General features: G+C 69.7%; 18 protein-coding genes. 9 read left to right on the top strand and 9 right to left on the bottom strand.

Annotation, left to right across the window (positions count from 1 at the left end):
- Window positions 1-35: 35 nt before the first annotated feature.
- From AC1PZ7_RS03580 to AC1PZ7_RS03560, 5 genes are all read left to right on the top strand, one after another.
- A complete protein-coding gene (locus AC1PZ7_RS03580; RefSeq protein ID WP_482358148.1) occupies window positions 36-530 on the top strand; it encodes a tripartite tricarboxylate transporter TctB family protein in 495 nt (164 codons plus the stop codon).
- Window positions 527-2,023: a tripartite tricarboxylate transporter permease gene (locus tag AC1PZ7_RS03575; protein WP_482358147.1), complete on the top strand. Its 1,497-nt coding sequence runs from the start codon at window positions 527-529 to the stop codon at window positions 2,021-2,023. The genes AC1PZ7_RS03580 and AC1PZ7_RS03575 overlap by 4 nt, the downstream gene beginning before the upstream one ends.
- Complete coding sequence (locus AC1PZ7_RS03570) at window positions 2,020-3,393, top strand: MmgE/PrpD family protein (protein ID WP_482358146.1); 1,374 nt, start codon at window positions 2,020-2,022, stop codon at window positions 3,391-3,393. The genes AC1PZ7_RS03575 and AC1PZ7_RS03570 overlap by 4 nt, the downstream gene beginning before the upstream one ends.
- Window positions 3,390-4,145: an SDR family NAD(P)-dependent oxidoreductase gene (locus tag AC1PZ7_RS03565; protein WP_482358145.1), complete on the top strand. Its 756-nt coding sequence runs from the start codon at window positions 3,390-3,392 to the stop codon at window positions 4,143-4,145. The genes AC1PZ7_RS03570 and AC1PZ7_RS03565 overlap by 4 nt, the downstream gene beginning before the upstream one ends.
- 104 nt (window positions 4,146-4,249) lie before the next feature.
- Window positions 4,250-5,005 (top strand): sulfite exporter TauE/SafE family protein, encoded by a 756-nt coding sequence (locus AC1PZ7_RS03560; RefSeq protein ID WP_482358144.1) that lies wholly within the window; start codon window positions 4,250-4,252, stop codon window positions 5,003-5,005.
- A gap of 51 nt (window positions 5,006-5,056) precedes the next feature.
- Here the strand turns inward: AC1PZ7_RS03560 and AC1PZ7_RS03555 are convergent, their stop codons facing one another.
- From AC1PZ7_RS03555 to AC1PZ7_RS03520, 8 genes are all read right to left on the bottom strand, one after another.
- On the bottom strand, window positions 5,057-5,788 hold the full coding sequence (locus tag AC1PZ7_RS03555; RefSeq protein ID WP_482358143.1) for a DUF1028 domain-containing protein: 732 nt from the start codon (window positions 5,786-5,788) through the stop codon (window positions 5,057-5,059).
- Window positions 5,789-5,801: 13 nt separating this feature from the next.
- The gene (locus AC1PZ7_RS03550) at window positions 5,802-6,500 is read right to left on the bottom strand and encodes an ABC transporter ATP-binding protein (RefSeq protein WP_482358142.1); all 699 of its coding nucleotides are present in this window, start codon (window positions 6,498-6,500) and stop codon (window positions 5,802-5,804) included.
- Window positions 6,497-8,326 carry a branched-chain amino acid ABC transporter ATP-binding protein/permease gene (locus tag AC1PZ7_RS03545; RefSeq protein WP_482358141.1) on the bottom strand — a complete coding sequence of 610 codons (1,830 nt, stop codon included), beginning with the start codon at window positions 8,324-8,326 and terminating at the stop codon, window positions 6,497-6,499. Before AC1PZ7_RS03545 ends, AC1PZ7_RS03550 begins: the two co-directional genes overlap by 4 nt.
- A complete protein-coding gene (locus tag AC1PZ7_RS03540; protein ID WP_482358140.1) occupies window positions 8,319-9,155 on the bottom strand; it encodes a branched-chain amino acid ABC transporter permease in 837 nt (278 codons plus the stop codon). Before AC1PZ7_RS03540 ends, AC1PZ7_RS03545 begins: the two co-directional genes overlap by 8 nt.
- A 344-nt stretch (window positions 9,156-9,499) precedes the next feature.
- Window positions 9,500-10,654, bottom strand: a complete 1,155-nt coding sequence (locus AC1PZ7_RS03535; protein WP_482358139.1) for a substrate-binding protein — start codon at window positions 10,652-10,654, stop codon at window positions 9,500-9,502.
- 60 nt (window positions 10,655-10,714) lie between these two features.
- Window positions 10,715-11,545, bottom strand: coding sequence for a nitrilase family protein (locus AC1PZ7_RS03530; protein WP_482359556.1), 831 nt, complete (start codon window positions 11,543-11,545; stop codon window positions 10,715-10,717).
- A gap of 270 nt (window positions 11,546-11,815) precedes the next feature.
- Window positions 11,816-12,430: an ANTAR domain-containing response regulator gene (locus tag AC1PZ7_RS03525; protein ID WP_482358138.1), complete on the bottom strand. Its 615-nt coding sequence runs from the start codon at window positions 12,428-12,430 to the stop codon at window positions 11,816-11,818.
- A gap of 51 nt (window positions 12,431-12,481) precedes the next feature.
- On the bottom strand, window positions 12,482-13,639 hold the full coding sequence (locus AC1PZ7_RS03520) for a transporter substrate-binding domain-containing protein (RefSeq protein WP_482358137.1): 1,158 nt from the start codon (window positions 13,637-13,639) through the stop codon (window positions 12,482-12,484).
- Between the two features lie 453 nt (window positions 13,640-14,092).
- Between AC1PZ7_RS03520 and AC1PZ7_RS03515 the strand changes: the two genes are divergently transcribed.
- From AC1PZ7_RS03515 to AC1PZ7_RS03500, 4 genes are all read left to right on the top strand, one after another.
- Window positions 14,093-14,974: an ABC transporter substrate-binding protein gene (locus AC1PZ7_RS03515; RefSeq protein WP_482359555.1), complete on the top strand. Its 882-nt coding sequence runs from the start codon at window positions 14,093-14,095 to the stop codon at window positions 14,972-14,974.
- 80 nt (window positions 14,975-15,054) lie between these two features.
- Window positions 15,055-16,689 (top strand): amino acid ABC transporter permease/ATP-binding protein, encoded by a 1,635-nt coding sequence (locus AC1PZ7_RS03510; RefSeq protein WP_482358136.1) that lies wholly within the window; start codon window positions 15,055-15,057, stop codon window positions 16,687-16,689.
- Between the two features lie 49 nt (window positions 16,690-16,738).
- The gene (locus tag AC1PZ7_RS03505) at window positions 16,739-17,977 is read left to right on the top strand and encodes an acetamidase/formamidase family protein (RefSeq protein ID WP_482358135.1); all 1,239 of its coding nucleotides are present in this window, start codon (window positions 16,739-16,741) and stop codon (window positions 17,975-17,977) included.
- A gap of 102 nt (window positions 17,978-18,079) precedes the next feature.
- Window positions 18,080-20,434, top strand: a complete 2,355-nt coding sequence (locus AC1PZ7_RS03500) for an acetamidase/formamidase family protein (protein WP_482358134.1) — start codon at window positions 18,080-18,082, stop codon at window positions 20,432-20,434.
- Here AC1PZ7_RS03500 and AC1PZ7_RS03495 read toward each other — a convergent pair.
- Window positions 20,431-21,390, bottom strand: coding sequence for a hydrogen peroxide-inducible genes activator (locus AC1PZ7_RS03495; RefSeq protein WP_482358133.1), 960 nt, complete (start codon window positions 21,388-21,390; stop codon window positions 20,431-20,433). The genes AC1PZ7_RS03500 and AC1PZ7_RS03495 overlap by 4 nt on opposite strands.
- Window positions 21,391-21,526: the final 136 nt, after the last annotated feature.

Raw genomic sequence — 21,526 nt, 5'->3', positions numbered from 1 at the left:
GCCCGCCGCCCTCTCCGCCCCCCGAGGAGCGCATCATGAACCGGGATTTCCTCAGCGGCGGCGTCCTGCTCGCCATCGCCGCCGCCTATTATCTCGCCTCCGGCACCATCGCGGAGAGCACGCTGTCCGACGAGGTCGGCGCGACCGGCCTGCCGCACCTGCTGGCCGCGCTCCTCGCCTTCATCGGCGTTGCCCTGATGGCGCGCGCCGCGCTCGCCCACCGTGCCGCCCGCCGCGCCGCCGGACCGGTCCGCGACCCGGCCGAGGACGAAGAGGACGGCGCCTCGCTGCCCCGCGCCGTGGGGCTGCTGCTGCTCGGCGCCGCCTATGTCGTGCTGCTGCCGCTCCTCGGCTACGTCATCGCCGTCGCCCTGCTGATCGCCGGCGTGGCGCTCTATGAGGGCGCCGCCCGCAACTGGATCATCCCCGCCGCCGCGCTTGGCGGAGCGGCTCTCTACTGGACGATCTTCGTCAAGCTGCTCGGCGTGCATCAGCCGACGGGCACGCTCCTGCAGGGACTGTTCTCGTGACGACCTTCTGGGACATCGTACATCTGCTCACCGGCACGCCGCTCGTCCTCGTCGCCATATTGGGGCTGACCTGGGGCATTCTCGGCGGCGCGCTGCCGGGCATCTCGGCGTCCATCACCATGGCGCTGGTGCTGCCCTTCACCTACACCATGGACCCGGCCATGGCGATCGCGCTGCTCGCCTGCGTCTATATCGGCGCGGAATATGGCGGCTCGATCCCGGCCATCCTGATCCGCACGCCCGGCACCAACTCCTCCGCGGCGACGGTGATCGACGGCTACGAGCTCAACCGCCAGGGGCGGGCCGGCGAGGCGCTCGGCATCTCGCTGATGTCCGGCGTCGTCGGCAGCCTGTTCGGCCTCATGATGCTGGTGCTGCTGACCGAGCCGCTGTCGTGGCTGGCGCTCGCCTTCAAGCCGACCTCCTATTTCGCCCTCGGCGTGCTCGGCCTCAGCGTCATCGCCTCGATGAGCGGCGGCTCGCTGCTCAAGGGCCTCGCCTCGGCGGTGATCGGGCTGATGATCGCGACCGTCGGCACCGATCCGATCTCCGGCGTCACCCGCTTCACCTTCGACGTGGCGGACCTCTTGAGCGGCATCGAGCCGGTGGTGGTGATGGTCGGCCTGTTCGCGCTGACCGAGCTGATGAGCCAGTCCGGTTCCACCGCCGCCACCCAGCTCGGCGGCTCGATCCGCGTCCGCCTGCCGGGCTGGGAACTGATGCGCAAGCTCCGGCGCTCGCAGGCCATCGGCTGCATCCTCGGCCTGTTCGAGGGGCTGACCCCGGGCGGCGGCGGCTCCATCGCCGCCTTCATGTCCTACAATGAGGCCCGCCGCTGGTCGAAGACGCCCGAGCGCTTCGGCAAGGGTTCGGAAGAAGGCATCGCCGCGCCGGAGGCCGCCAACAACACGGTGGCCTCCACCGCGCTGATCCCGCTGCTCAGCTTCGGCATTCCCAGTTCCAATTCCACCGCCGTGCTGCTCGGCGGCCTGCTGATGCACGGCCTGCTGCCCGGCCCGCGCCTGTTCGAACAGAACCCGCAGGTGATCGACAGCCTCTATGTCGGGTCGCTCATCGCCATCATCGCCCAGATCGGCGTCGGCGTGATCATCCTTCCGGCCTGCGTGTGGCTGGTGAACCGGCCGCGCCCCTACCGCTCCGGCTTCATCTTCGCGCTCATCCTCTCGGGCCTGTTCACCCTCAACAACAGCCCGTTCGACCTCGGCCTGGCGCTCGCGCTCGGCCTCGTCGGCTATTTCATGCGGATGGCGCGCTTCCCGGTGCTGCCGATGATCCTCGGCGTCGTGCTCGGCCACATGGTCGAATCGAGCTACCGACGGTCGCTCGTGCTCTCCGGCGGCGAGTTCCGCATCTTCCTCGAGGACCCGATCGCCGTCGTTCTTCTCGGGGCCGCGCTGTTCTTCGTCGTGTTCTCCCTGACGCGCGAATATCGCGACGCGCGCAAGGCCAAGCTGCAGGAAGCCCATCAGTGAACAAGCACAGCTCGATCTCCCAGGGCACCGTCGCGAGCCACCTTGCCGCCTTCGCCGAAAGCGCCGCGCCGCCCCCGGCGGTCGATGCGGTGAGCCGGCGCCTGCTGCTCGACATTGCCGGCCTCGCCTTCGCCGCGCGTGGCGAGACCTATGTGCGGGCGGCGCTGGCCAGCGCCGCCGGGCCGGGCACCTGCACCGCCATCGGCCACCGGAAGGGGCTGAACCTTTATGACGCCGCGCTGGTCAACGGCATGGCGGCGCATGGCGAGGACTATGACGACACCTTCGAGGGCGGGCCGGTCCATGCCGGGGTCGTCGTCGTGCCGGCGGCACTCGCCATCGCCCAGCACCGCGGGCTCGACGGAACGGCGGTGATGCGCGCCATCGCCGTCGGGGCAGAACTCATGAGCCGGCTAAGTCTCGTGGCGCCGCAGGCGATCCATCGCGCCGGCTTCCACCCCACCGCGGTGATCGGCGCCATGGCCGCGGCAGCCGCGGCCGGTGCCGCCATCGGGCTCGACCGTGCGCGCCTCGCCAACGCGCTCGGCACGGCGGGCAGCCTCGCCTCCGGCATCATCGAATATCTCGCCGACGGTTCGTGGACCAAGCGTCTGCACCCGGGCGCGGCGGCGCAGGCGGGGCTGCGCGCGGCGCTGCTGGCGGAGGCTGGCTTCGTCGGGCCGGCGACGGTGTTCGAGGGTGATCACGGCTTCTTCCGCGCCTTCGCGCCCTCGCGGACGGCCGACTTCGCCCCCTTGCTGGACGGGCTCGGCGAGAGCTGGATCATGCAGACCATCGCCTTCAAGCCCTATGCCTGCGGAACCATGACGCAGCCCTTCATCGACTGCGCCATCGCCCTCGCCCGGCAGGGCGTGGCGGCCAACGACATCGTCAGCCTCGTGTGCAAGGCGGGCGAGGGCACGGTGCACCGCCTGTGGGAGCCGCTCGCCGCCAAGCAGGCGGTACCGAACGGCTACGCCGCGAAATTCTCGACGCCCTTCTGCATGGCGGTCGGCTTCCTCGACGGCGCGGCGGGGCTGCGCCAGTTCGCCGATGATCAGACGCGCCGCCCGGACGTGCGGGCCCTGGCCGCCAGGATCTCCTATGAGATCGACCCCGACGACGAATATCCGCGCAACTTCACCGGCCATCTCAGGGCCACGCTGAAGGACGGTTCGGTTCGCGAAATCCGCCAGCCGCACATGCGCGGGGGTGCGCGCGAGCCGCTCTCCGACGCCGAGCTAGTGGCCAAGTTCACCGCCAATGTACTGTTCGGCGGCGGCGACGCGGCCACCGCCGGGGCGCTTCGTGCGTCCATTGACGCCATCGCCGCCGGCGCGCGCCGCATCGAATTCGGAGTCGTGTCGTGAGCGATCGCCATTCCCGTCCCGTCGCCATCGTCACCGGCGCCTCGCGCAATATCGGCCGCGCCATCGCGCTGGCGCTGGGGGCCGGCGGCGCCTCGGTCGTGGTGGTCGCGCGCAGCGACAGGGCCGGCGCCGAGGCGGTGGTGCGCGAGCTCGAGCGGCAGGGCGGCGACGCCGCTATGGTGCTTGCCGACGTGGCGCGCGAATCCTCCGCCGACATCATTGTCGAGACCGCCCTCGCCCGCTTCGGCCGGCTGGACGTCCTCGTCAACAACGCCGCCCTGCGGCGCGAGAAGCCGCTGGAGGCGATGAGCTTCGCCGAATGGCGCGAGATCCTCGGCATCTGCCTCGACGGCGCCTTTCTTCTGGCGCGCGCCGCCATCCCGCACCTGGCCGCCTCGCCCGCCGGCAGCATCGTCAATATCGGCGGCCTGACCGCCTATACCGGCGCGCCCAACCGCGCCCATGTGGTCGCGGCCAAGGCCGGGCTGGACGGGCTGACCAAGGCGCTGGCGGTGGAGCTGGCACCGCGCGGCATCACGGTGAATCTCGTCTCGCCCGGCCGCATCGCCACCGACCGCAGCCACGCCGCGTCGGAGAAGAACCCCGCCCACCACGCGCGCAACCAGACGCTGCTCGGCCGCGAAGGCACCGCCGAGGACGTCGCCGCCATGGTGGCCTATCTCGCCAGCCCTGCCGCGCGCTTCCTCACCGGGCAGACATTCCACGTCAATGGCGGCGCCTTCCTGCCCTAGGCGGGAAGGCAACCGGAAACACCGCCGAAGCACCGTCCCCGGACCACGCGCCATGCCCGATCCACGACGCACGCCCCGCAGCCGTCCCGCCGAAAGCCGCCGCCATGTTCGGTGACGTCACGCTGGCGCAATATGGGCTGGTGGCGGCCGTCGCCTTCATCGCCGGCGTGGCCGGCGGCGTGACCGGCTACGGGCCCGGCCTGCTGATGCCGCCGATCCTGCTGCCGATCGTCGGCGCCGAGGCCGTTGTGCCGGTGATCGCCGTGTCCGCCATGCTGTCCAACACCAGCCGGCTGGTCGCCTTCTGGCGAGAATTCGACGCCCGGCGGGCCATGCTGATCATCGCCGTTGCGCTGCCGACCTCGGCGCTCGGCGCCTATGGCTACACGCGCCTCTCCGGCGGCGGAGTGTCGGTGGTGATCGGCACCGTGCTGCTGCTCGCCATCCCCGTCCGGCATCTGCTGCTCAGCCTGCGCGGGCACCTGTCGCCGCCCGGCATACTGGCGGCGGGCGCCGGCTTCGGGCTGCTGATGGGCGGCACGGCGGGAACCGGCGTTGTCCTGCTGTCCATCCTGCTGGCGGCGGGGCTGAACGGCGCGGCGGTGATCGCCACCGATGCCGGCATTTCGCTGGTGCTCGGCGTCGTCAAGGTCGGCGTGTTCCAGGCGGCGGGGTCGCTGCCGCTTTCCTCGTGGATCATGGCGCTGCTGATCGGCGTCTCGGCGACCCCCGGCGTCTTTCTGGCAAAGCGGCTGGTCGGCAGCCTGTCCGACAGCGCCCATATCCGCATCCTCGACGGCATCGTCGTCATCGGCGGGCTGGTCATCATCGTGCAGGGGCTGCGCGCGCTGCTCGGCTGACGCGCCGCCGCCTTTGGCCACTGTCGGCCTCCTGCTCGCCCGGCCGGCGGATCAGGCTGGGCCGCTGCCGCCCCCGCCCGGCCGATCCGGCGGTGCGAGCGCAAGCATCGCCGTCACCGCCTCCGGCGCCGGGCCGGGCGCCGCCCCGCGCCTGGGCATGCCTTCCACGAAGGGCACGAGCTGGAGCCGGGCGATCTCCAGCACGCGGCGCAGCTCGCCGACGGGGCGCGGATGCTCGTCGACCCTGAGGTCGAGCGCGGGATAATCTTCCGCTCCCTGAAGGCGCAGGCTCGCCGATTGCCGGCCGCGCCTGTCGCCGCCGGCCGCGTCGCCCGCTTCCATCGCCCGCATCAGCCGCTCGTCGAGCGGCGCGCCTTCGCTGGCGCGGAAGGCGCTCGCCATGGCGGCGATCACCTCCGCCCCGGTCAGCATGTTGCCCTGGACAGTGAAGCCCGCGCCGACCTCCTGCCCGCACCAGGGCGTGCACTCCGCGCCGGTGAAGGCGGCAGCTTCGCCCGAGGCGTCCACCAGCCCGATCTGGCGCAGCTCCCGTGCACTGTCGTCCGCAAGCACGCTGTCGAGCGCGGCGCGGGCGGACATCCCCCCGGCGATCAGTTCGAGCGCGCCGAGGGCGAGATAGGGGTTGACCCAGGACTGGGTGGAGACCGCGCCGGTATCCGCCCGCGTGAACGGGCACATCGAGCCGACCGCCGGCACAGCCGTGGCGACGGCGACGCCAAGACGGCCGGTGGTGGGGCAGCGGGCGACGATGGAAAAGGTCACGGCGGGCTCCCGCTCACACGCTCAGATGTTTCAGCACCCGCGCGCGGGCGTCCGGCTCGCTGCTCGCGCCGCTCTCGGCGATCTCGCCGCGGTCCAGCACCGCCCAGCGGTCGGCCACCGCCAGCGCGAAGGGCAGATGCTGCTCGACCAGCAGCATGGTGGTGCCGTGGCGCTCGCGGGCGCTGCGGATCACCCCGGCGAGCCGGTCGATGACGGACGGCTGCAGCCCCTCGGTGATCTCGTCGATGAGGAGAAGCCTCGCCCCCGTCGCCAGCGAGCGGGCCATCAGCAGCATCTTCTGCTCGCCGCCCGACAGCGTGCCGGCGCGCTGCTTCAGCCGCTGCAGCAGGAAGGGAAAGGACGCCTCCACCTCCGCCAGCGCCGCCTCGAAATCCGGCCGCCGGACGGCTAGGCGCAGGTTTTCCTCCACGCTCATGTCCTGGAACAGCGCCTTTTCCTGCGCGACATAGCCGACGCCGAGGCGGGCGACCCGGTGCGGCGAGAGGCGCGTCGCCTCGCTGCCGCCGATGGCCACCGTGCCGGTCATCTTCGGCAGGAAGCCCATCACGGCTTTCAGCAGCGTCGACTTGCCCATGCCGTTCTTGCCGAGCACGGCGAGGATCTCGCCCGGCGCGATGGCGAGGCTGACCTCGCGCAGCACGACGGCGCCGGCATAGCCGCTGGAGAGAGCTTCGACAGAGAGGGCGTTCATGCCGGCATCTCCTTCGTGGGGGACGGTGCCGTCTCATGCGCGATGCCGGCATGGCCGGAGCCGGCATAGACCTGCTTGACCAGTTCGGAGGCCACCACTTCCTCGACCGAACCGTCGAGCACGATGCGGCCCTGATGCAGCACGATGACGCGCGAGGAAATCTCGCGCACGAAGTCGAGATCGTGCTCCACCAGCAGCACGCACAGGCCCTGCTTCTTCGTCAGGTCGACCAGGATCGCGCCGATCTGCATGCGCTCGGTCTTGGTGAGGCCGGCGGTCGGCTCGTCGAGCAGCAGCACGCGCGGTTCCAGCGCCAGCACCATGGAGAGCTCCAGCGCCTGCTTCATGCCGTGCGAGAGCAGGTGCGCCGGCGTCGAAAGCTGCCTGTCCAGACCCGTGGTGGTGATGACGTGCATCGCCGCCTCCGGCAGCGGCAGTTCCTGCGCGCGGCGCCACAGCGAGGGGCGGGCGTGACGCACCCGGGCGATCTGCAGGCACTGCGCCACGGTCAGCGTCTCGAACACATTGGCCATCTGGAACTTGCGGCCGACGCCGAGCGCCACGCAGGCCTCCGGCGGCTTGCGGCCGATGTCGTAGCCATTGACCATGATCGAGCCGGCGGAACGCTCGGCGCCGTCGGCGATGCAGCGCATCAGCGTGGTCTTGCCGGCGCCATTGGGACCGACGAGGCTGACCAGTTCGCCGGCCCGGGCCTCGAAGTCGATCGCCTCCAGCACGGTCAGGCTGCCGAAACGCTTGACCACGCCGGAAACCGCCAGCGCCGGCCCGTCGCCCGGCTCCACACCCTGCGACTCGGCCGGATCGAGCGTCGAGAGCGTCACGCAGGCTGCCGGGGTCGCGGCGCGCGGGCGGATAAGGCCGAGCAGCTTGCGCGGCAGGTCGAACAGCACCGGCAGCAGGCCGCGCGGGAAGGCGACGATCACCAGCACGAACAGCACGCCGATGATGAGCTGCCAGACGAAGGGATAGTCGCCGGCGAGCTGGGCGCTCTCATAGTCCACGATCAGCGCGCCGAACACCGGCCCGAGCAGCGTGCCGCGCCCGCCCAGCGCGGTCCAGATGACGAGTTCGGTGCCGAACACGAAGCCGGCGAGCTCGGGTGCCACCACCATGGCATAGCCGGCATAGATGTAGCCGGCGACGGCGCCGATGACGGCGCAGACGAGATAGACGAGGATCTTCAGCCGTGAGGTGTCGAGACCGAGATATTTGCAGCGCTGCTCGTTCTCGCGCACCGCGACCAGCAGCCTTCCGGCATCGCTCTTGACGAAGATGTAGGCGAGCGTCGTCACCCCGACGAGAAAGCTGCCGGACAGCCAGAACCAGGCTTCCATCGACAGGTCGAAGCTCATGAAGCCGGAGAGCCCGCTCGACGAGCCGGTGAAGGTGCCGCCGGAATAGAGCAGCTGCGTCGCCACGATCGGCAGCACCAGCGTGATCACCGAGGCATAGAGCGCCGAGGCGCCGTGCCAGAAGGCGAGCCAGCCGACGATGGCGGCCACGATCAGGGCGCCGCCGACCCCCAGCCCCAGCGCCAGGAAGGCGTTGGAGGTCGAGAAATCCATGTGGGTGAAGACCAGCCCCGCGGCATAGGCGCCGCAGGCGAAGAACACCGACTGGCCGAAGGTGAGGATGCCCAGAAACCCCCAGAGCAGGTCCACCGTCAGCGCCACCGCCGCATAGAGCAGCGAGCGGGTGAGCACGTTCACCGAATAGGTGTCGAGCACAGTGGGCCCGGCGAAGACCGCCGCGAGCGCGAGGAGCGCCACGGCGAGGATGAGGGAAAGGCGGCGCGCTTCAGTCACGGGCGAACCCCTGAGGCCGGATGCGCAGGATGACGGCGGCGAGCACGGCGATGGTGAGCCCTCCCAGAACCGGGCTGAAATGGGTGGCGACCAGCACCTGCGCCCCGCCGAGCACCAGGCAGGCGAACAGCAGGCTGACCAGCGAGGCGCCGGAAACCAGCACCAGCATGAAGGCGTTCACCAGCCACGGCACGCCCATGCCGGGATCGACGCTGGACAGCGGCGTGATGAGCGCGCCCGCCACGCCGGCCAGCGCCGAGCCGAGGGTGAAGGTGAGGAAGCGCACCAGCCCGCTATTGATGCCGAGCCCGCGGGCGAGGTCCTCGTTCATGATCACCGCGCGCGTCTCCAGCCCCAGCCGGGTGCCCTGCAGCAGGGCGGTGAGGGCGATGCCGAGCGCGGCGGCGATGCCGACAAGGGCGAGGCGATAGGCGGAATAGCTCTCGCCGAGCAGGTCGATCGTGCCGCTCAGCGGCGACTGGGTGAACTGCACGCCGCGGCCGAAAGCGATGGTGATGAGCTGGCCGATGATGATCGACAGGCCCCAGGTGGCGAGGATGGCGTCGAGCGGGCGGGAATAGAGCGGGCGCACCACGAAGCGCTCGATGGCCATGCCGGCGATGCCGCCGAACAGCGCCGCGGCGGGGATGGCGAGCCAGGGATTGAGCCCGGCCTGGGTGGTGACGAGCGCGGCATAGCCGCCGAGCGTCATCAGCCCCCCATGGGCGAAGTTGATGATCTTCATGACGCCGAACACGAGCAGCAGCCCGGTCGCCACCGCATAGAGGATGGCGGCGGTCGTCACGATGTCCAGCGTCTGGGCGATCATGCGAAGGTCCTTGGGTTGGAGGCACGGCGGGCCGGAAAGGGCCGGGTCGGAACCACGTCATCCCGAGGCGGGCGCGCAGCGCGCCTCGAAGGATGCCGGAAGAGGGCCGGTCTTCGGCGTGAACATCCATCGAGGCCCGGCTTTGCCGGGCGCCTCGGGATGACGTCGCAAGGCGGGTCGCAAGGATCGCGCCATCAGTGCCGCGAGGCCCCCTCTCCCCGACGGGGAGAGGGGTGGGGTGAGGGGCAGCGGCGGGCGGGGCACGGATAAAGCCCTCCCCCTCACCTGGCGCTTCGCGCCGACCCCTCCCCGTCGGGGAGAGGTCGTTGCGGGGTCTCCCGCTCTCACTTCAGCTTGGGGCACTGCTCGCCCGGATCGACGTCCTTGAAGGTCGACATGATGCCTACCGAGCCGTCGGCCTTCACCTGGCCGAGATACATGGTGAGGGGCGCGTGGCGCTGCTTGTTCATCACGATGGTGCCGCGCGGGCCTTCCACCGCGACTTCCGCCAGCGCCGGGATCACCTTGGCGGCATCCGTCGTGCCGGCCTTCTCCACCGCCGCCTTGTAGGCGTAGACCGCCTCGTATTCCGGAACCGAGAGGTCGTTCGGGGTCTTCAGATCGGCGCCGAACTTCTTCGCCATGGCGGCGAGGAAGGCCTTGTTGGCCGGGGTGTCGATGTTGGTGAAGTAGGAACCGGCGATATAGATGCCCTCGGCATCCGGGCCCATGCTCTTGGCGGTGCCCTCGTCGACGGCGAGATTGCCGTAGAGCGACTTGATGCCCGCCGCGCGCAGCTGCTTGGTCAGCGTCACGTTCGGCGCGCCGCCGGCGGTGGAGGTGATGATGGCGTCCGGGTTGGCGGCCTTCACCTTGGAGAGGATGGCGGTCCAGTCGGTGGCGTCCATCGGGGCGTATTCGTCGCCGACGATCTTGCCGCCGGTCTTCTCGATGTAGTCCTTGGTGAAGGCCAGCATGCCGCGGCCGAAGGCGTAGTCCGAGCCGATCAGGAAGTAGGTCTTGGCGCCTTCCTTGTTGAAGAAGTCGACGATGGGGGCGACCTGCTGGTCCGGCACCCAGGCGTTCACATACATGTACGGGCTGCAGGAGCGGCCCTCGTAGAACGAGGTGTAGATGTAAGGCACCTTGCCGCGGTTGACGATCGGCAGGCCGGCATTGCGCGCCGCCGAGGTCTCCATGGAGATCAGCACGTCGACCTTCTTCTGGAAGATCAGCGAATCGAAGGCCTTCTGCGCGCCGGCGGCGCCCGAGGCGTCGTCGGCGACCTCGAGCACGACCTTCTTGCCGAGGATGCCGCCCTTGGCGTTGATCTCCTCGACCGCCAGCTCGGCCGACTGCACCACCGAGGGCGCGACGACCGAGTTGGCGCCGGACAGGCCGACGGGAATGCCGATGGTGATGGTGTCGGCCGCATGGGCCGGGCCGGCGAGAAGGCCGGCGGCAAACACGCCGGCCATCAGCAGGGAGGTGCGGGACATAGGCTTTCTCCGGAAGGTTATGGGTTGTTTTTCAGCGGTGGAGGGCGGAGCGGGGCGGGCTCAGTACCAGCCCCGGGAAATGTCGGAGCCGAGCATCTCGGCGTAGACGTCGGTGCGCCGGTCGCGGAGCACCTGGTTGAACGCGTTCCAGTTGCGGGCACGGCGCGCGGCGCCGAGATCCACCTCGGCGCTCACGATTTCCTCGCCGGTGCGGCTCGCCGGGCCGGCGGCGGGCCAGCCGGTGTAGCTGACGATCAGGCTCTGGCCCTCGAAGGGCTGGCCGCGCTCGGTGCCGATGCGGTCGGCGCAGGCGATGTACAGCGAGTTGGAATGGGCGGCGGCCATGGCGAGGATGTTGGCCATCGCCTCGCGGCCCTCGGCCTGGCCGGGGATCGGCACCCAGTTGGTCGGCACGCAGACGATGTCCGCGCCCTGCAGCGCCTGCAGCCGGTAGGTCTCGGGGAACCAGCCGTCGTAGCAGATGGCGACGCCGATGCGGCCGATGGCGGTGTGGAACACCGGGAAGCCGTTATTGCCGGGCTCGAAGAACAGGTTCTCGTTGCCCCACAGATGCATCTTCCGGTAGGTGCCGACATGGCCCTCGGGGCCGATCACCACCGCGCTGTTGTAGAGCGACACGCCTTCCCGCTCGGTGATGCCGGCGACGATGTACAGGCCGCGCTCGGCGGCGATCTTCGCCCAGGCCACGCAGGTCGGCCCGTCGGGAATGGTCTCGGCCAGCGCGAAGGCCTCCGCGCGGGTCTCGAAGACATAGCCGGTATTGGCGAGTTCCGGCAGGACGAGCAGGGTCGCTCCCGCGTCGGCGGCCTTGCCGATGAGGTCGAGCGAATGCGCGACATTGGCGCTGGTGTCGCCGAAGCGCGGCTCCATCTGGATACAGGCCACGCGGACAAGGCTCGAACTCGGCATATGGGCACACCTCTGCGATCGCCGCGGGGCACCGCGGCGTGAAAACAAAAAGCCCCCGGCAGTGCCTTCCGGCACCATCGAGGGCTGCATAGCCTGGATGTAGAGCGGCAACGCTGCCGCCACGCTCACGAAGCGCTGGGCAGCATGGAAGCGCAGCCCGTCACCCGAGTCAAGCGGAAATGCCGAGGATAGAGGCAGGACGCCTGCTGCCTATGAGATAGGCAGGCGGCCTTACTTTTCCGGCTCGCCGTCGCGGTCCAGCTCGGCCAGCATCGCATGGGCGTTGATGATGGAACCGGCGATGGTGCCGATCGGCACGCGCTTGGCGGTCGCCTGCTTGCGGATGAACTGGTACGCCTCGTCCTCGGAGAGATTGCGCAGGCCCATCAGCAGGCGCGTCGCCTTCTCGACGTCGCGACGGGTGCGCAGCGTGTCCTCCAGCTTGGCGATCTTGGCCAGCAGGCGGCTCTCATAGCCGCGCATGGAGAGCGCCAGGACGAGGTTCGACAGCACGCCCGAGGCGCGGATCGGGCGCACCAGCACGCCATGCGCGCTGGAATCGAGCAGCGCCTTCAGGACCGTCGGGTTCTCATAGTCGACGATGGCGATATGGGCGATCTGGAGGTCGGCCATGCGCCAGGGCATCGAGATCTTGGTGTCGCGGTCGAGCAGGAAGAACACCGCGTCCAGCGGCAGCGGAAGCTGCGGCGGCGGCGGCCAGACCACCTGCACCTGGCAGCCGATGCGCTGCAGCTGGCGCACCAGATCGTCGCCGTCCTGGTCGCGCGGATGCACCACCGCGACGCGGGTGTTGCGCAGGTTGTGGATGAGCTGCGAGGCGCTCATGCGGGCGGCCCGCCGGTGTGTTCCGGTGCGGCTTCCTGCCGGCGCGCCCGCTCAGGCATGGTCGTAGATGTGGTCGACGAGATAGGGGTCGGGCCTCACCGGCGCCTTGGCCTGCCACACCACGTCGAAATCGCCATGCTCGTTCACCATGCCGATGCGCGGCAGGAGATAGGTGTGGTTGTTGTCGGGGTCGACGCGGATGCGGCCCTGCGGCGCATCGAGCTCGGTGCCGAGCACCGCATCGACGAGGCGCTGGGTGTCGAGCGACTTCGCGCGGGCGAGGGCGTCGGCGAACAGGCGGATCTGGAAATAGGCCGCCTCGGCATACATCGTCACCGCCGCGTCGCGGCCGAAGCGGGCGCGGTAGGCTTCGACGAAACGGTGGTTGGCGGGCGTGTCCACGGTCGAGAAATAGGGGGCGGAGGTGATGTGGCCGACGCACAGCTCCGGGCCGATGGCGCGGATCTCGCCCTCCGCCATGGTGAGACTGGCGATGGGCATGGTGCGCGGGTCGAACCCGACCTCGCGGAAGATGCGGTAGAGCGTGTGCGCGCCCCGCCCGACGACGGTGGAGAACACCACCGAGGGCGCGCGGCGGCGGATGTCCTCCACCACGCGGCGGATCTGGTCCTCGTGCGGCTGCTCGGGAACGTAGGTTTCCGCCACCACCTCGCCGCCCTCGCGCGAGACGAGGTCGCGCATGATGCGGTTGGATTCGCGCGGATAGATGTAGTCCGAACCGACGAGATAGAAGCGCGGCCCGAAGGTGGCGAGCAGGTGGCGGGCGAGCTGGAGGCTGTTCTGGTTGGGCGCCGCGCCGGTGTAGATCACGTTCGGCGAGTATTCGAAGCCCTCATAGAGCGAGGGGTACCAGAGCAGCGCGTTGCGGCGCTCCACCGTGGCGAGGATCGCCTTGCGGCAGGAAGAGGTGCAGCAGCCGAAGATGGTGCTGATGCCGTCTTCGGTGAGCAGGCGCTCGGCGTAGCGGCGGTACAGCTCGGGGCTCGATTCCGGATCGTAGCAGACCGGCTCGATCGGCCGGCCGAGCACGCCGCCCGCGAGGTTTATCTCCTCGATGGCCAGCGCCGTGCCGCGGAAATGCTCCGTCTCCGGCTCCTGCATGTGCCCCTTGCGGGAAAACAGCACGCCGACCCGCCAGACGGCGTTCGCGACGCTCGCAGTGCCATCCTCATTGTCGAGACCCGCCACGGCTCCTGCCTGCTGCTGCGCCTTACCGGCCCGGAGATCGCGTGCCGGGAACGGCGGCCATCGCAGCGGCTGGCACACGGACCCGGCATCCGCTGCTTATTGGCGCGCGGGAGCGCAAAACGCAAGCGCCCGCGCGCTTTCCGGCCGGGCGACGCGCCGGAGCCGCTGCCGGTGCCCGGTCTGCCGCCCCCCTGCCACCGCCGCTCGGCCATTCCTCGTGGCGCAGGCCGCGTAGGGGCCCTGCATCGGCCCGGCGCTCATGAAACGTGCAGGAACTGCCCAATTGTTGGGTTTGGGCGATCCAACAATGGGTGCGCCTCCAGACAAGTCGGAAAGACGCCCTCCGCCCTAAGACTCTTCCTCAGCGTTATCGCCGCCGCCCGCAATGGCACCCGGCACCAGAGGAGAAGCTAAGTGGCACTCAATCTCGACGAACATCATGGCGGACGCCGCATGTCGCTCGCCCGCCGCTGCAAGGCGGCGGCTTTCGGCATCATGGGCCTCGCGACATTGATCGGCGGCCTGACGCTCCCGGCCCAGGCCGCGGCGCCCGCCGCCTGCGCCGCGCTTCAGGCGAAATATCCCGCGCTGAAGGGCAAGACGCTGGTGAACGCCATCAACCCGCACACGCCGGGCTACGAGACCATCGATCCCGCCGACCCCACCAAATATATCGGCTTCGACATCGATCTCGGCGAGGCCATCGGCGAATGCCTCGGCTTCACCCTCACCTACAAGGCGGTGACCTTCGCCGCGCTGCTCACCACGCTGCAGGCCGGCCAGGCCGACATCGTCATCTCCGACATCTACGCCACCAAGGACCGCGCCAAGGCGGCCGACTTCATCACCTATCTGAAGGTGTATGACGGCGTGCTGGTGGCCAAGGGCAACCCGAAGAAGATCACCGGCATCGACGCCTCGCTGTGCGGCGCGGTGGCGGCCGAGAACACCGGCTATGTCGAGGTGCCCCTCATCCAGGCGCTGGAAGCCGAATGCAAGGCCGCCGGCAAGCCGGCGCCGGAGATCCTGCTGTTCGACAACAACGCCAACTGCATCCAGGCGCTCCTGGCCGGGCGCGCCGACACCTACATCAACGACGTCAACACCGTCGACGGCGCGGTGAAGGCCTATCCCGACAAGCTCGACAAGGCGACGGCGGTGACGCTGCCCTATTCGGTCGGCATCGCCGTGCCGCGCGACAATGTCGCGTTCCGCGACGCGGTGATGGCGGCGCTCGGCGAGCTTCAGAAGGCCGGCGTGCAGGCCGAGCTGATGAAGAAGTGGAACCTGCCGGCCGACCAGCTCGAGACCCCCAAGCTGGTGCTCGCCGACTGACCCTCCCAGCCCGACGACGTCCGGCGGCCGTGGAGTCCCCCACGGCCGCCGCTCCCCTACCGTTGTTGCGAAGCAGGCCGATGGATCTTTTCCTTCACTATCTCAGCATGCCGTACCTGATCGACGGCGTCGGCTACACGCTGCTCATCACCGGCCTCGGCCTGCTCGGCGGCCTCGCCATGGGGCTGGTGCTGGCCTGGATGCAGCTCAGCCGCTTCCGCGCCCTGGCCATCGTGGCGCGGACCTACTCGATCATCTTCCGCGGCACGCCGCTGATCCTGCAGATGGTGTTCTGCTACAACGCGCTGCCGATGATCGGCATCAAGCTCACCGCCGTCGCCGCGGCGGGGCTGGCGCTGGCGCTCAACGAGGCGCCGTTCATCGCCGAGATCCTGCGCTCCAACGTTCTCGGGGTCGACCGCGGCCAGCTCAGCGCCGGCCAGGCGCTCGGCATGACGCCGGCCGCCATCATGCGCCGGATCATCGCGCCGCAGGCCATCCGCTCCATGGTGCCGGCGCTGGGCAACGAGACGGTGAGCGCGCTGAAGAACTCCTCGCTCGCCTCCGTCGTGGCGGTGCAGGAGCTCACCCTGCGCTCGACCCAGCTCGCCTCGGCGACCTTCGACTTCTTCTCCATCTTCTTCGCCTCCGGCCTCATCTATCTCATCCTCACCGGCGCCATCGCGCTCATCCAGATCATCGTCGAGATGCTGCTCGATCTCGATCGCCCGCCGCCGCGCCAGCAGCTCGCCCGCTTCTTCCGCGCGCTGCTGCCCGGCCGGGCCGAGCCGCTCACGGCATCCCCCGCCGCGCCGACGCCGCCCGACGTCGCGCAGGAGATCCTCGAGGAGATCGCCGAAGATCCCCTGCCGCCAGCCTCGGCCAGGGTGGCGGGCGCCAGCGTCGGCCGCATCGACCGCGCGGCGCGCGCCCGGCGCCTCGCCGGCAACGCCGTGGCGGTGGAGGTGACGAAGCTGCATAAGCACTACGGCGCGCAGACGGTGCTGAACGGCATCGACCTGACCGTGCGCACCGGCGAGGTCGTCGCCCTGCTGGGGCCGAGCGGATCGGGCAAGAGCACGCTCCTGCGCTGCATCAACCGGCTGGAAGGCTGGGAGGACGGCGCGATCCGCGTCGGCGGCCAGTTCCTCGGCATCAGCGAGGAAGGCCGTGCCCTCGCCCCGCGGGCGATCGCCCAGATGCGCGCCAGCGTCGGCGTCGGCATGGTGTTCCAGCAGTTCAACCTGTTCGCCCATCTCACGGCGAAGGAGAACATCGCCGGCCCGCTGCGCTGGGTGCAGGGACTGTCGCGGCTCGACGCCGACCGCCGGGCGCAGGAGCTGCTGGAGCGGGTCGGGCTCGCCCACCGCGCCGACGCCCTGCCGCGCCATCTCTCCGGCGGCCAGCAGCAGCGCGTGGCGATCGCCCGGGCCGTGGCGCCCAACCCCTCCGTGCTGCTTCTCGACGAGCCGACCTCGGCGCTCGACCCCGAGCTGGTCAGCGAGGTGCTGGAGGTCATTCACCGCCTCGCGGTGGAGGAAGGGCTCGCCATGATCATCTCGACCCATCAGCTGCGCTTCGCCGGCGACGTGGCCGACCGGATCGTCTTCCTCGCCGGCGGCGCGATCGTCGAGGAGGGCCCGGCCGATCAGGTGCTCGAACATCCCCGCCACCCGCTGACCGCGCGTTTCCTCAGAAAGATGAACGCCGAATAGGGCCGCGCGCTGCGCCGCCCGTGCCAACCGCTTCCCACCGAGGCCCGACATGACCAAGCATCACCTGCCCGCCACGCCCGACACCGTCCATTGGGGCTATTTCAGCAAGACGCTGGAGCCGGTCCTGACCCTCAAATCCGGCGAGCGGGCGGTGATCGAGTCCATCACCCACCACGCCAATGACGACTATGCCCGCATGATCGAGGGCGACCGCGCGGCGGAGGAGATCTTCCTCTGGACCAAGGACCAGAAGACGATGCGCCGCCGCGGCGCCGGTGCCACCGACGGGCCGTTCACCTATGGCGCCGGCGAGGGGCTGGGCGTGCATCTGCTCACCGGCCCGGTGGCGGTCGAGGGCGCCGAGCCGGGCGACATCATCGAGGTGCGCGTCATCGACACCTGGCCGCGCCCGAGCGCCAACCCGGCCTATGCCGGTCGCTTCTTCGGCTCCAACCCCTCCGCCAATTGGGGCTTCCAGTACAAGGACCTGATCGAGGAGCCCAAGCCGCGCGAGGTCGTCACCATCTACGAGCTCGACATGGTCGAGCAGGCGGTGAAGGCGCTCTATTCCTATCTCTGGACGCCGCAGACCGACCCGGACGGCATCGTCCATCCGACCATCGACTATCCCGGCGTCAGGGTCGATCACGCCACCGTCGTGAAGAAGGAGGGCATCCTGCCGGGCATCAAGGTGCCGGCGCGGCTGCATTTCGGCACGATGGGCCTCGCCCCGGCCGAGGCCGATTTCGTCAGCACCATTCCGCCCAACTACACCGGCGGCAACATGGATGACTGGCGCATCGCCAAGGGCGCGCGCATGTACTACCCGGTCGCGGTGCCCGGCGGCCTGTTCTCCTGCGGCGACGCCCATGCCTCGCAGGGCGACAGCGAGCTTTCCGGCACCGCCATCGAGATTTCGCTCACCGGCGAGTTCGAGTTCGTGCTGCACAAGAAGGCCGATCTGCCCGGCACCATCCTCGAAGGGCTGACCCATCCCCTGCTCGAAAACGACGACGTCTGGTCGGTCTACGGCTTCAGCGTCGCCAATTATCTCGCCGAGCTCGGCCCGGACCACCAGAGCGAGATCCTCAAGCGCGGCAGCCTCGACAGCGCGATGCGCGACGCCTTCCGCAAGCTGCGCCGCTTCCTGATGACCGTGCACAAGCTCTCCGAGGACGAGGCGATCTCGCTGATGTCGGTGGCGGCGGATTTCGCCGTCACCCAGGTGGTCGACGCCAATTGGGGCGTCACCGGCTCGATCCGCAAGCGCATCTTCGCCGGCCGCTGACGCTCGCCGAGCCATCCACCAGCCCGATTCCGGCGCGGCCCGGTCCGCGCCGGGACGGCACGCTTGTTGCTTCGCCGGACCTTCGTTCGTAGGGTCGGGAGCATGAATGCACAGCCGTTCTCCAGCGAGTCCTACGCCGAGGCGGCCCGCGAGAAAGCCTGGCAGGACGTCCTCGGCGGGTTCGGCCTGCACTGTTCCGCCGCCAGCGCCGCGCCGCTCGCCCATGCGAGCGCATTGACGCGCGCCTCCTCGCTCGGCGTGCGCCTCGGCACCTTCGCCGCCGGCGGCCAGACCCTCGTGGCGCAGCCCTCGCGCGCCGGCCTGCCGACGCTGATCCTGCCGCTCGGCGGCGGCACGATCCTGCGCCATCAGGACGATCAGGAGGCCGTGCCGGCCGGGCAATTGGTGATGGCGCCGCCGGTGCGCGGCTGGCAGATGCAGTTTCCCGGCGAACTGCGCGCCATCGTCTTCGCCGCCCCGGCGGATTCGTTCCGCGGCCGCAAGATATCGCCGCTGTCGCTCGGCCGGCCTCGCCTCCTCGGCGGCGAGGGCATGGCGGACATCGTGGCCCGCACCCTGCACGCGGCGGCGGCCTCGATCGACACTCTCTCGGATGCCGAGTGGGAGGCGGTGGCGCAGAGCACGGCGGAACTGCTGCTCGCCCTCATGGTCGAACGCACGACCGCCGGGGCCGACACGCCCTCCGGCAAGGCCGCCCTGCTGCAGCGCATCTACGCCAGCATCGAGCGCGGCATCCAGAACGAGGACATCTCCGTCGCCGAGATCGCGCAGGCGGAAGGCATCTCCGAACGCTATGTGCAGAAGCTGTTCGAATCGACCGGCGAGAATTTCAGCCATTATGTCCGCGAGCGGCGGCTGCAGCGCGCCTGGCACGACCTGTCCAATCCCGCCGAGGCGGCGGTGCCGATCTCCGACATCGCCTATCGCTACGGCTTTTCCGATTCAGCCCATTTCAGCCGGCTTTTCCGCGAGCGGTTCGGCATGCCGCCGCGCGAGTTCCGCCGGCGCGAGAGCGAGTTCCAGAGCCCGCCGGCAGTGCCGGGCGGGCAGCGCGGATGGCCGCAGCAGGCGCTCGTGCAGCTGCGGGCGCTGCAGGGCCGGTCGGATTCCGGCGAGCGCCGGAGCACGGCCGCCGAGAGCCCGGAAGCCGAGGCGCCGGAGCCCGACCGGCCGGCGCATCATTATCTTCCCGTGGACGCCGCGCATGTGCATTGGGGCTTCTTCAGCCGGGCGCTCAAGCCGCTGATGGAGATCAATTCCGGCGATATCGTCACGATCGAGACCCTGACGCAGCATGCCTCGGACGATCCCGAGCGGATGATCGCCGGCGATCCCGGCGCCGAGAGCGTCTTCCACTGGACCGCCGCCGGGAAGGGCGTCGACCGCCGCGGCGCCGGGCCGCTCGACGCCTCGATCTACGGGCGCGGCGCCGGCGAGGGGTTCGGCGTGCACATCTGCACCGGCCCCGTCGCGATTCGCGGCGCGCAGCCGGGCGACGTCCTCGAAGTGCGCATACTCGACATCGAGCCGCGCCGCTCGCGCCATCCCGACCATGCCGGCCGGGTCTTCGGCAGCAGCGTCGCCGCCTGGTGGGGATTCCACTACTCGGAGTTCCTGTCGGAGCCGCGGCCGCGCGAGACCGTCACCATCTACGAGATCGTCACCGACGACGACGCGCCCTATGCCGAGGCGGTCCATTCCTATCGCTGGGAGCCGCAGGTCGATCCTTTCGGCGTCCGCCACGAGACCTACGACTATCCCGGCGTGCCGGTCACGCCCGACAGCGTCACCCGGCTGTCCCCGGTGCTGGAGGGGGTGCGCATCGCGCTCAGGCCGCATTTCGGCGTGATCGCCGTCGCCCCGCGCGAGGCGCAGCTGGTCGATTCGGTGCCGCCGGCCTATTTCGGCGGCAATCTCGACAATTGGCGGCTCGGCAAGGGAGCGGCGGTCTATCTCCCGGTTTCCGTGCCCGGCGCGCTGCTGTCGATCGGCGACCCGCACGCCGCGCAGGGCGATGGCGAGCTGAGCGGAACGGCGATCGAGTGCTCGATGACCGGCACGTTCCAGGTGGTGCTGCACAAGAAGGCCGACATCGTCGGCGGCCTGCTCGCCGACCTCACCTATCCGCTGATCGAAACCCCGCAGGAATGGGTGCTGACCGGGTTCAGCCATCCCAACTACCTCGCCGAGTTCGGCGCCCACAGCCAGAGCGAGGTCTACGCCAAATCCTCGCTCGACCTCGCCATGCGCGATGCCTTCCGCAAGGTCCGGCGCTTCCTGATGACCAGCGCCGGGCTGAGCGAGGACGAGGCGATCGCCCTGATGTCGGCGGCGGTCGACTTCGGCATCACCCAGGTGGTCGACGGCAATTGGGGCGTGCATGCCATCGTCAAGAAGAGCCTGTTCCACCACGCGCCGGCACGCGCGCGCCCCTAGGACACGGCCTCGACGGGCGCGGCCACGTGTCCCTCGTCGCCGGCCTGCCGCTCCATCGCGTCCGCCCCCGCCCGGCCGATCTCGCGAACGATGCCCGCGATCAGCTGCAGCGGGCCGGACAGCGGATTGGTCTTGCGCCAGACCATGCCGATCCTCCGCGAGGGACGCGGCGCGGCGAGCCGCGCCACGCAGACGGCGGCCGAGCGCGTCTCGACCGGCACGGCCATTTGCGGGATGAGCGTGACGCCGATGCCGGCGCCGACCATCTGCACCAGGGTGGTCAGCGAACTCCCCTCCATCAGATCGCGCGGCAGGCGCGACGACATCTTGCAGAACGAAAGCGCCTGCTCGCGGAAACAGTGGCCCTCCTCCAGCAGGAGCAGCCTCATCTCGCGCAGCATGTCCGAGCTCGGCACCGGCAGCCCCGCCTCGTCCGACGGGCGCACCAGGACGAACTCCTCCTCGAACAGCGCGTATTCGGTCAGCGAGGGCTCCGACACCGGCAGCGCGACGATCGCGGCGTCGAGCCGACCCTCCATGAGGTCGTCCACCAGCCTCTGCGTCACCGCCTCGCGCGGGCGCAGGTCGAGGCCGGGGAAGCGTTCGGCCAGGCGCTGCATGACGGAGGGCAGCAGATAGGGCGCGACGGTGGGGATCACGCCGATCCGCAGCCGGCCGGCCAGCGGGCTCTGCGAGGCCCGGGCGAGGTCGTCGAGCTCGTCCACCGCCCGCAGGATGCGGCGTGCCCGCGTCGCGAATTCCTCGCCGAGGCTGGTGAGCCGGATCTGCCGCGTTCCCCGCTCGACCAGAGGCGCGCCGAGGATCTCCTCGAGTTCCTTGATCTGCAGCGACAGCGCCGGCTGCGAGATCGCGCACGCCTCCGCCGCCCGGCCGAAATGACCATGCTGGGCCAGCGCCTCGAAATAGCGCAGATGCCTCATGGAGATGTCTGTCATAAGCTGTACATATCGTCCTGATTAGAAAATGCAAATTTTCATTATTGAGTATGTACGATAAGACCACTTCTAAGGTGAGAGTTTCCACGCGGAGCGGGGCGTATCGGCCGAATGCGTGCCGGCTTGCCCGGGCTCC

The organism is Ancylobacter sp. TW_SC_1 (assembly GCF_056836805.1).
The sequence above is the reverse complement of the archived record's forward strand: the minus strand, read 5'-3'. Positions and strand labels throughout refer to the sequence as shown.

What these genes read in the sequence shown, in the direction of transcription:
- AC1PZ7_RS03535 (WP_482358139.1), bottom strand. Translation starts at nt 10,654, where the DNA reads ATGTCCCGCACCTCCCTGCTGATGGCCGGCGTGTTTGCCGCCGGCCTT.
- AC1PZ7_RS03500 (WP_482358134.1), top strand. Translation starts at nt 18,080, where the DNA reads ATGAATGCACAGCCGTTCTCCAGCGAGTCCTACGCCGAGGCGGCCCGC.
- AC1PZ7_RS03495 (WP_482358133.1), bottom strand. Translation starts at nt 21,390, where the DNA reads ATGACAGACATCTCCATGAGGCATCTGCGCTATTTCGAGGCGCTGGCC.
- AC1PZ7_RS03510 (WP_482358136.1), top strand. Translation starts at nt 15,055, where the DNA reads ATGGATCTTTTCCTTCACTATCTCAGCATGCCGTACCTGATCGACGGC.
- AC1PZ7_RS03530 (WP_482359556.1), bottom strand. Translation starts at nt 11,545, where the DNA reads ATGGAGCCGCGCTTCGGCGACACCAGCGCCAATGTCGCGCATTCGCTC.
- AC1PZ7_RS03560 (WP_482358144.1), top strand. Translation starts at nt 4,250, where the DNA reads ATGTTCGGTGACGTCACGCTGGCGCAATATGGGCTGGTGGCGGCCGTC.
- AC1PZ7_RS03525 (WP_482358138.1), bottom strand. Translation starts at nt 12,430, where the DNA reads ATGAGCGCCTCGCAGCTCATCCACAACCTGCGCAACACCCGCGTCGCG.
- AC1PZ7_RS03505 (WP_482358135.1), top strand. Translation starts at nt 16,739, where the DNA reads ATGACCAAGCATCACCTGCCCGCCACGCCCGACACCGTCCATTGGGGC.
- AC1PZ7_RS03540 (WP_482358140.1), bottom strand. Translation starts at nt 9,155, where the DNA reads ATGATCGCCCAGACGCTGGACATCGTGACGACCGCCGCCATCCTCTAT.
- AC1PZ7_RS03550 (WP_482358142.1), bottom strand. Translation starts at nt 6,500, where the DNA reads ATGAACGCCCTCTCTGTCGAAGCTCTCTCCAGCGGCTATGCCGGCGCC.
- AC1PZ7_RS03515 (WP_482359555.1), top strand. Translation starts at nt 14,093, where the DNA reads ATGTCGCTCGCCCGCCGCTGCAAGGCGGCGGCTTTCGGCATCATGGGC.
- AC1PZ7_RS03580 (WP_482358148.1), top strand. Translation starts at nt 36, where the DNA reads ATGAACCGGGATTTCCTCAGCGGCGGCGTCCTGCTCGCCATCGCCGCC.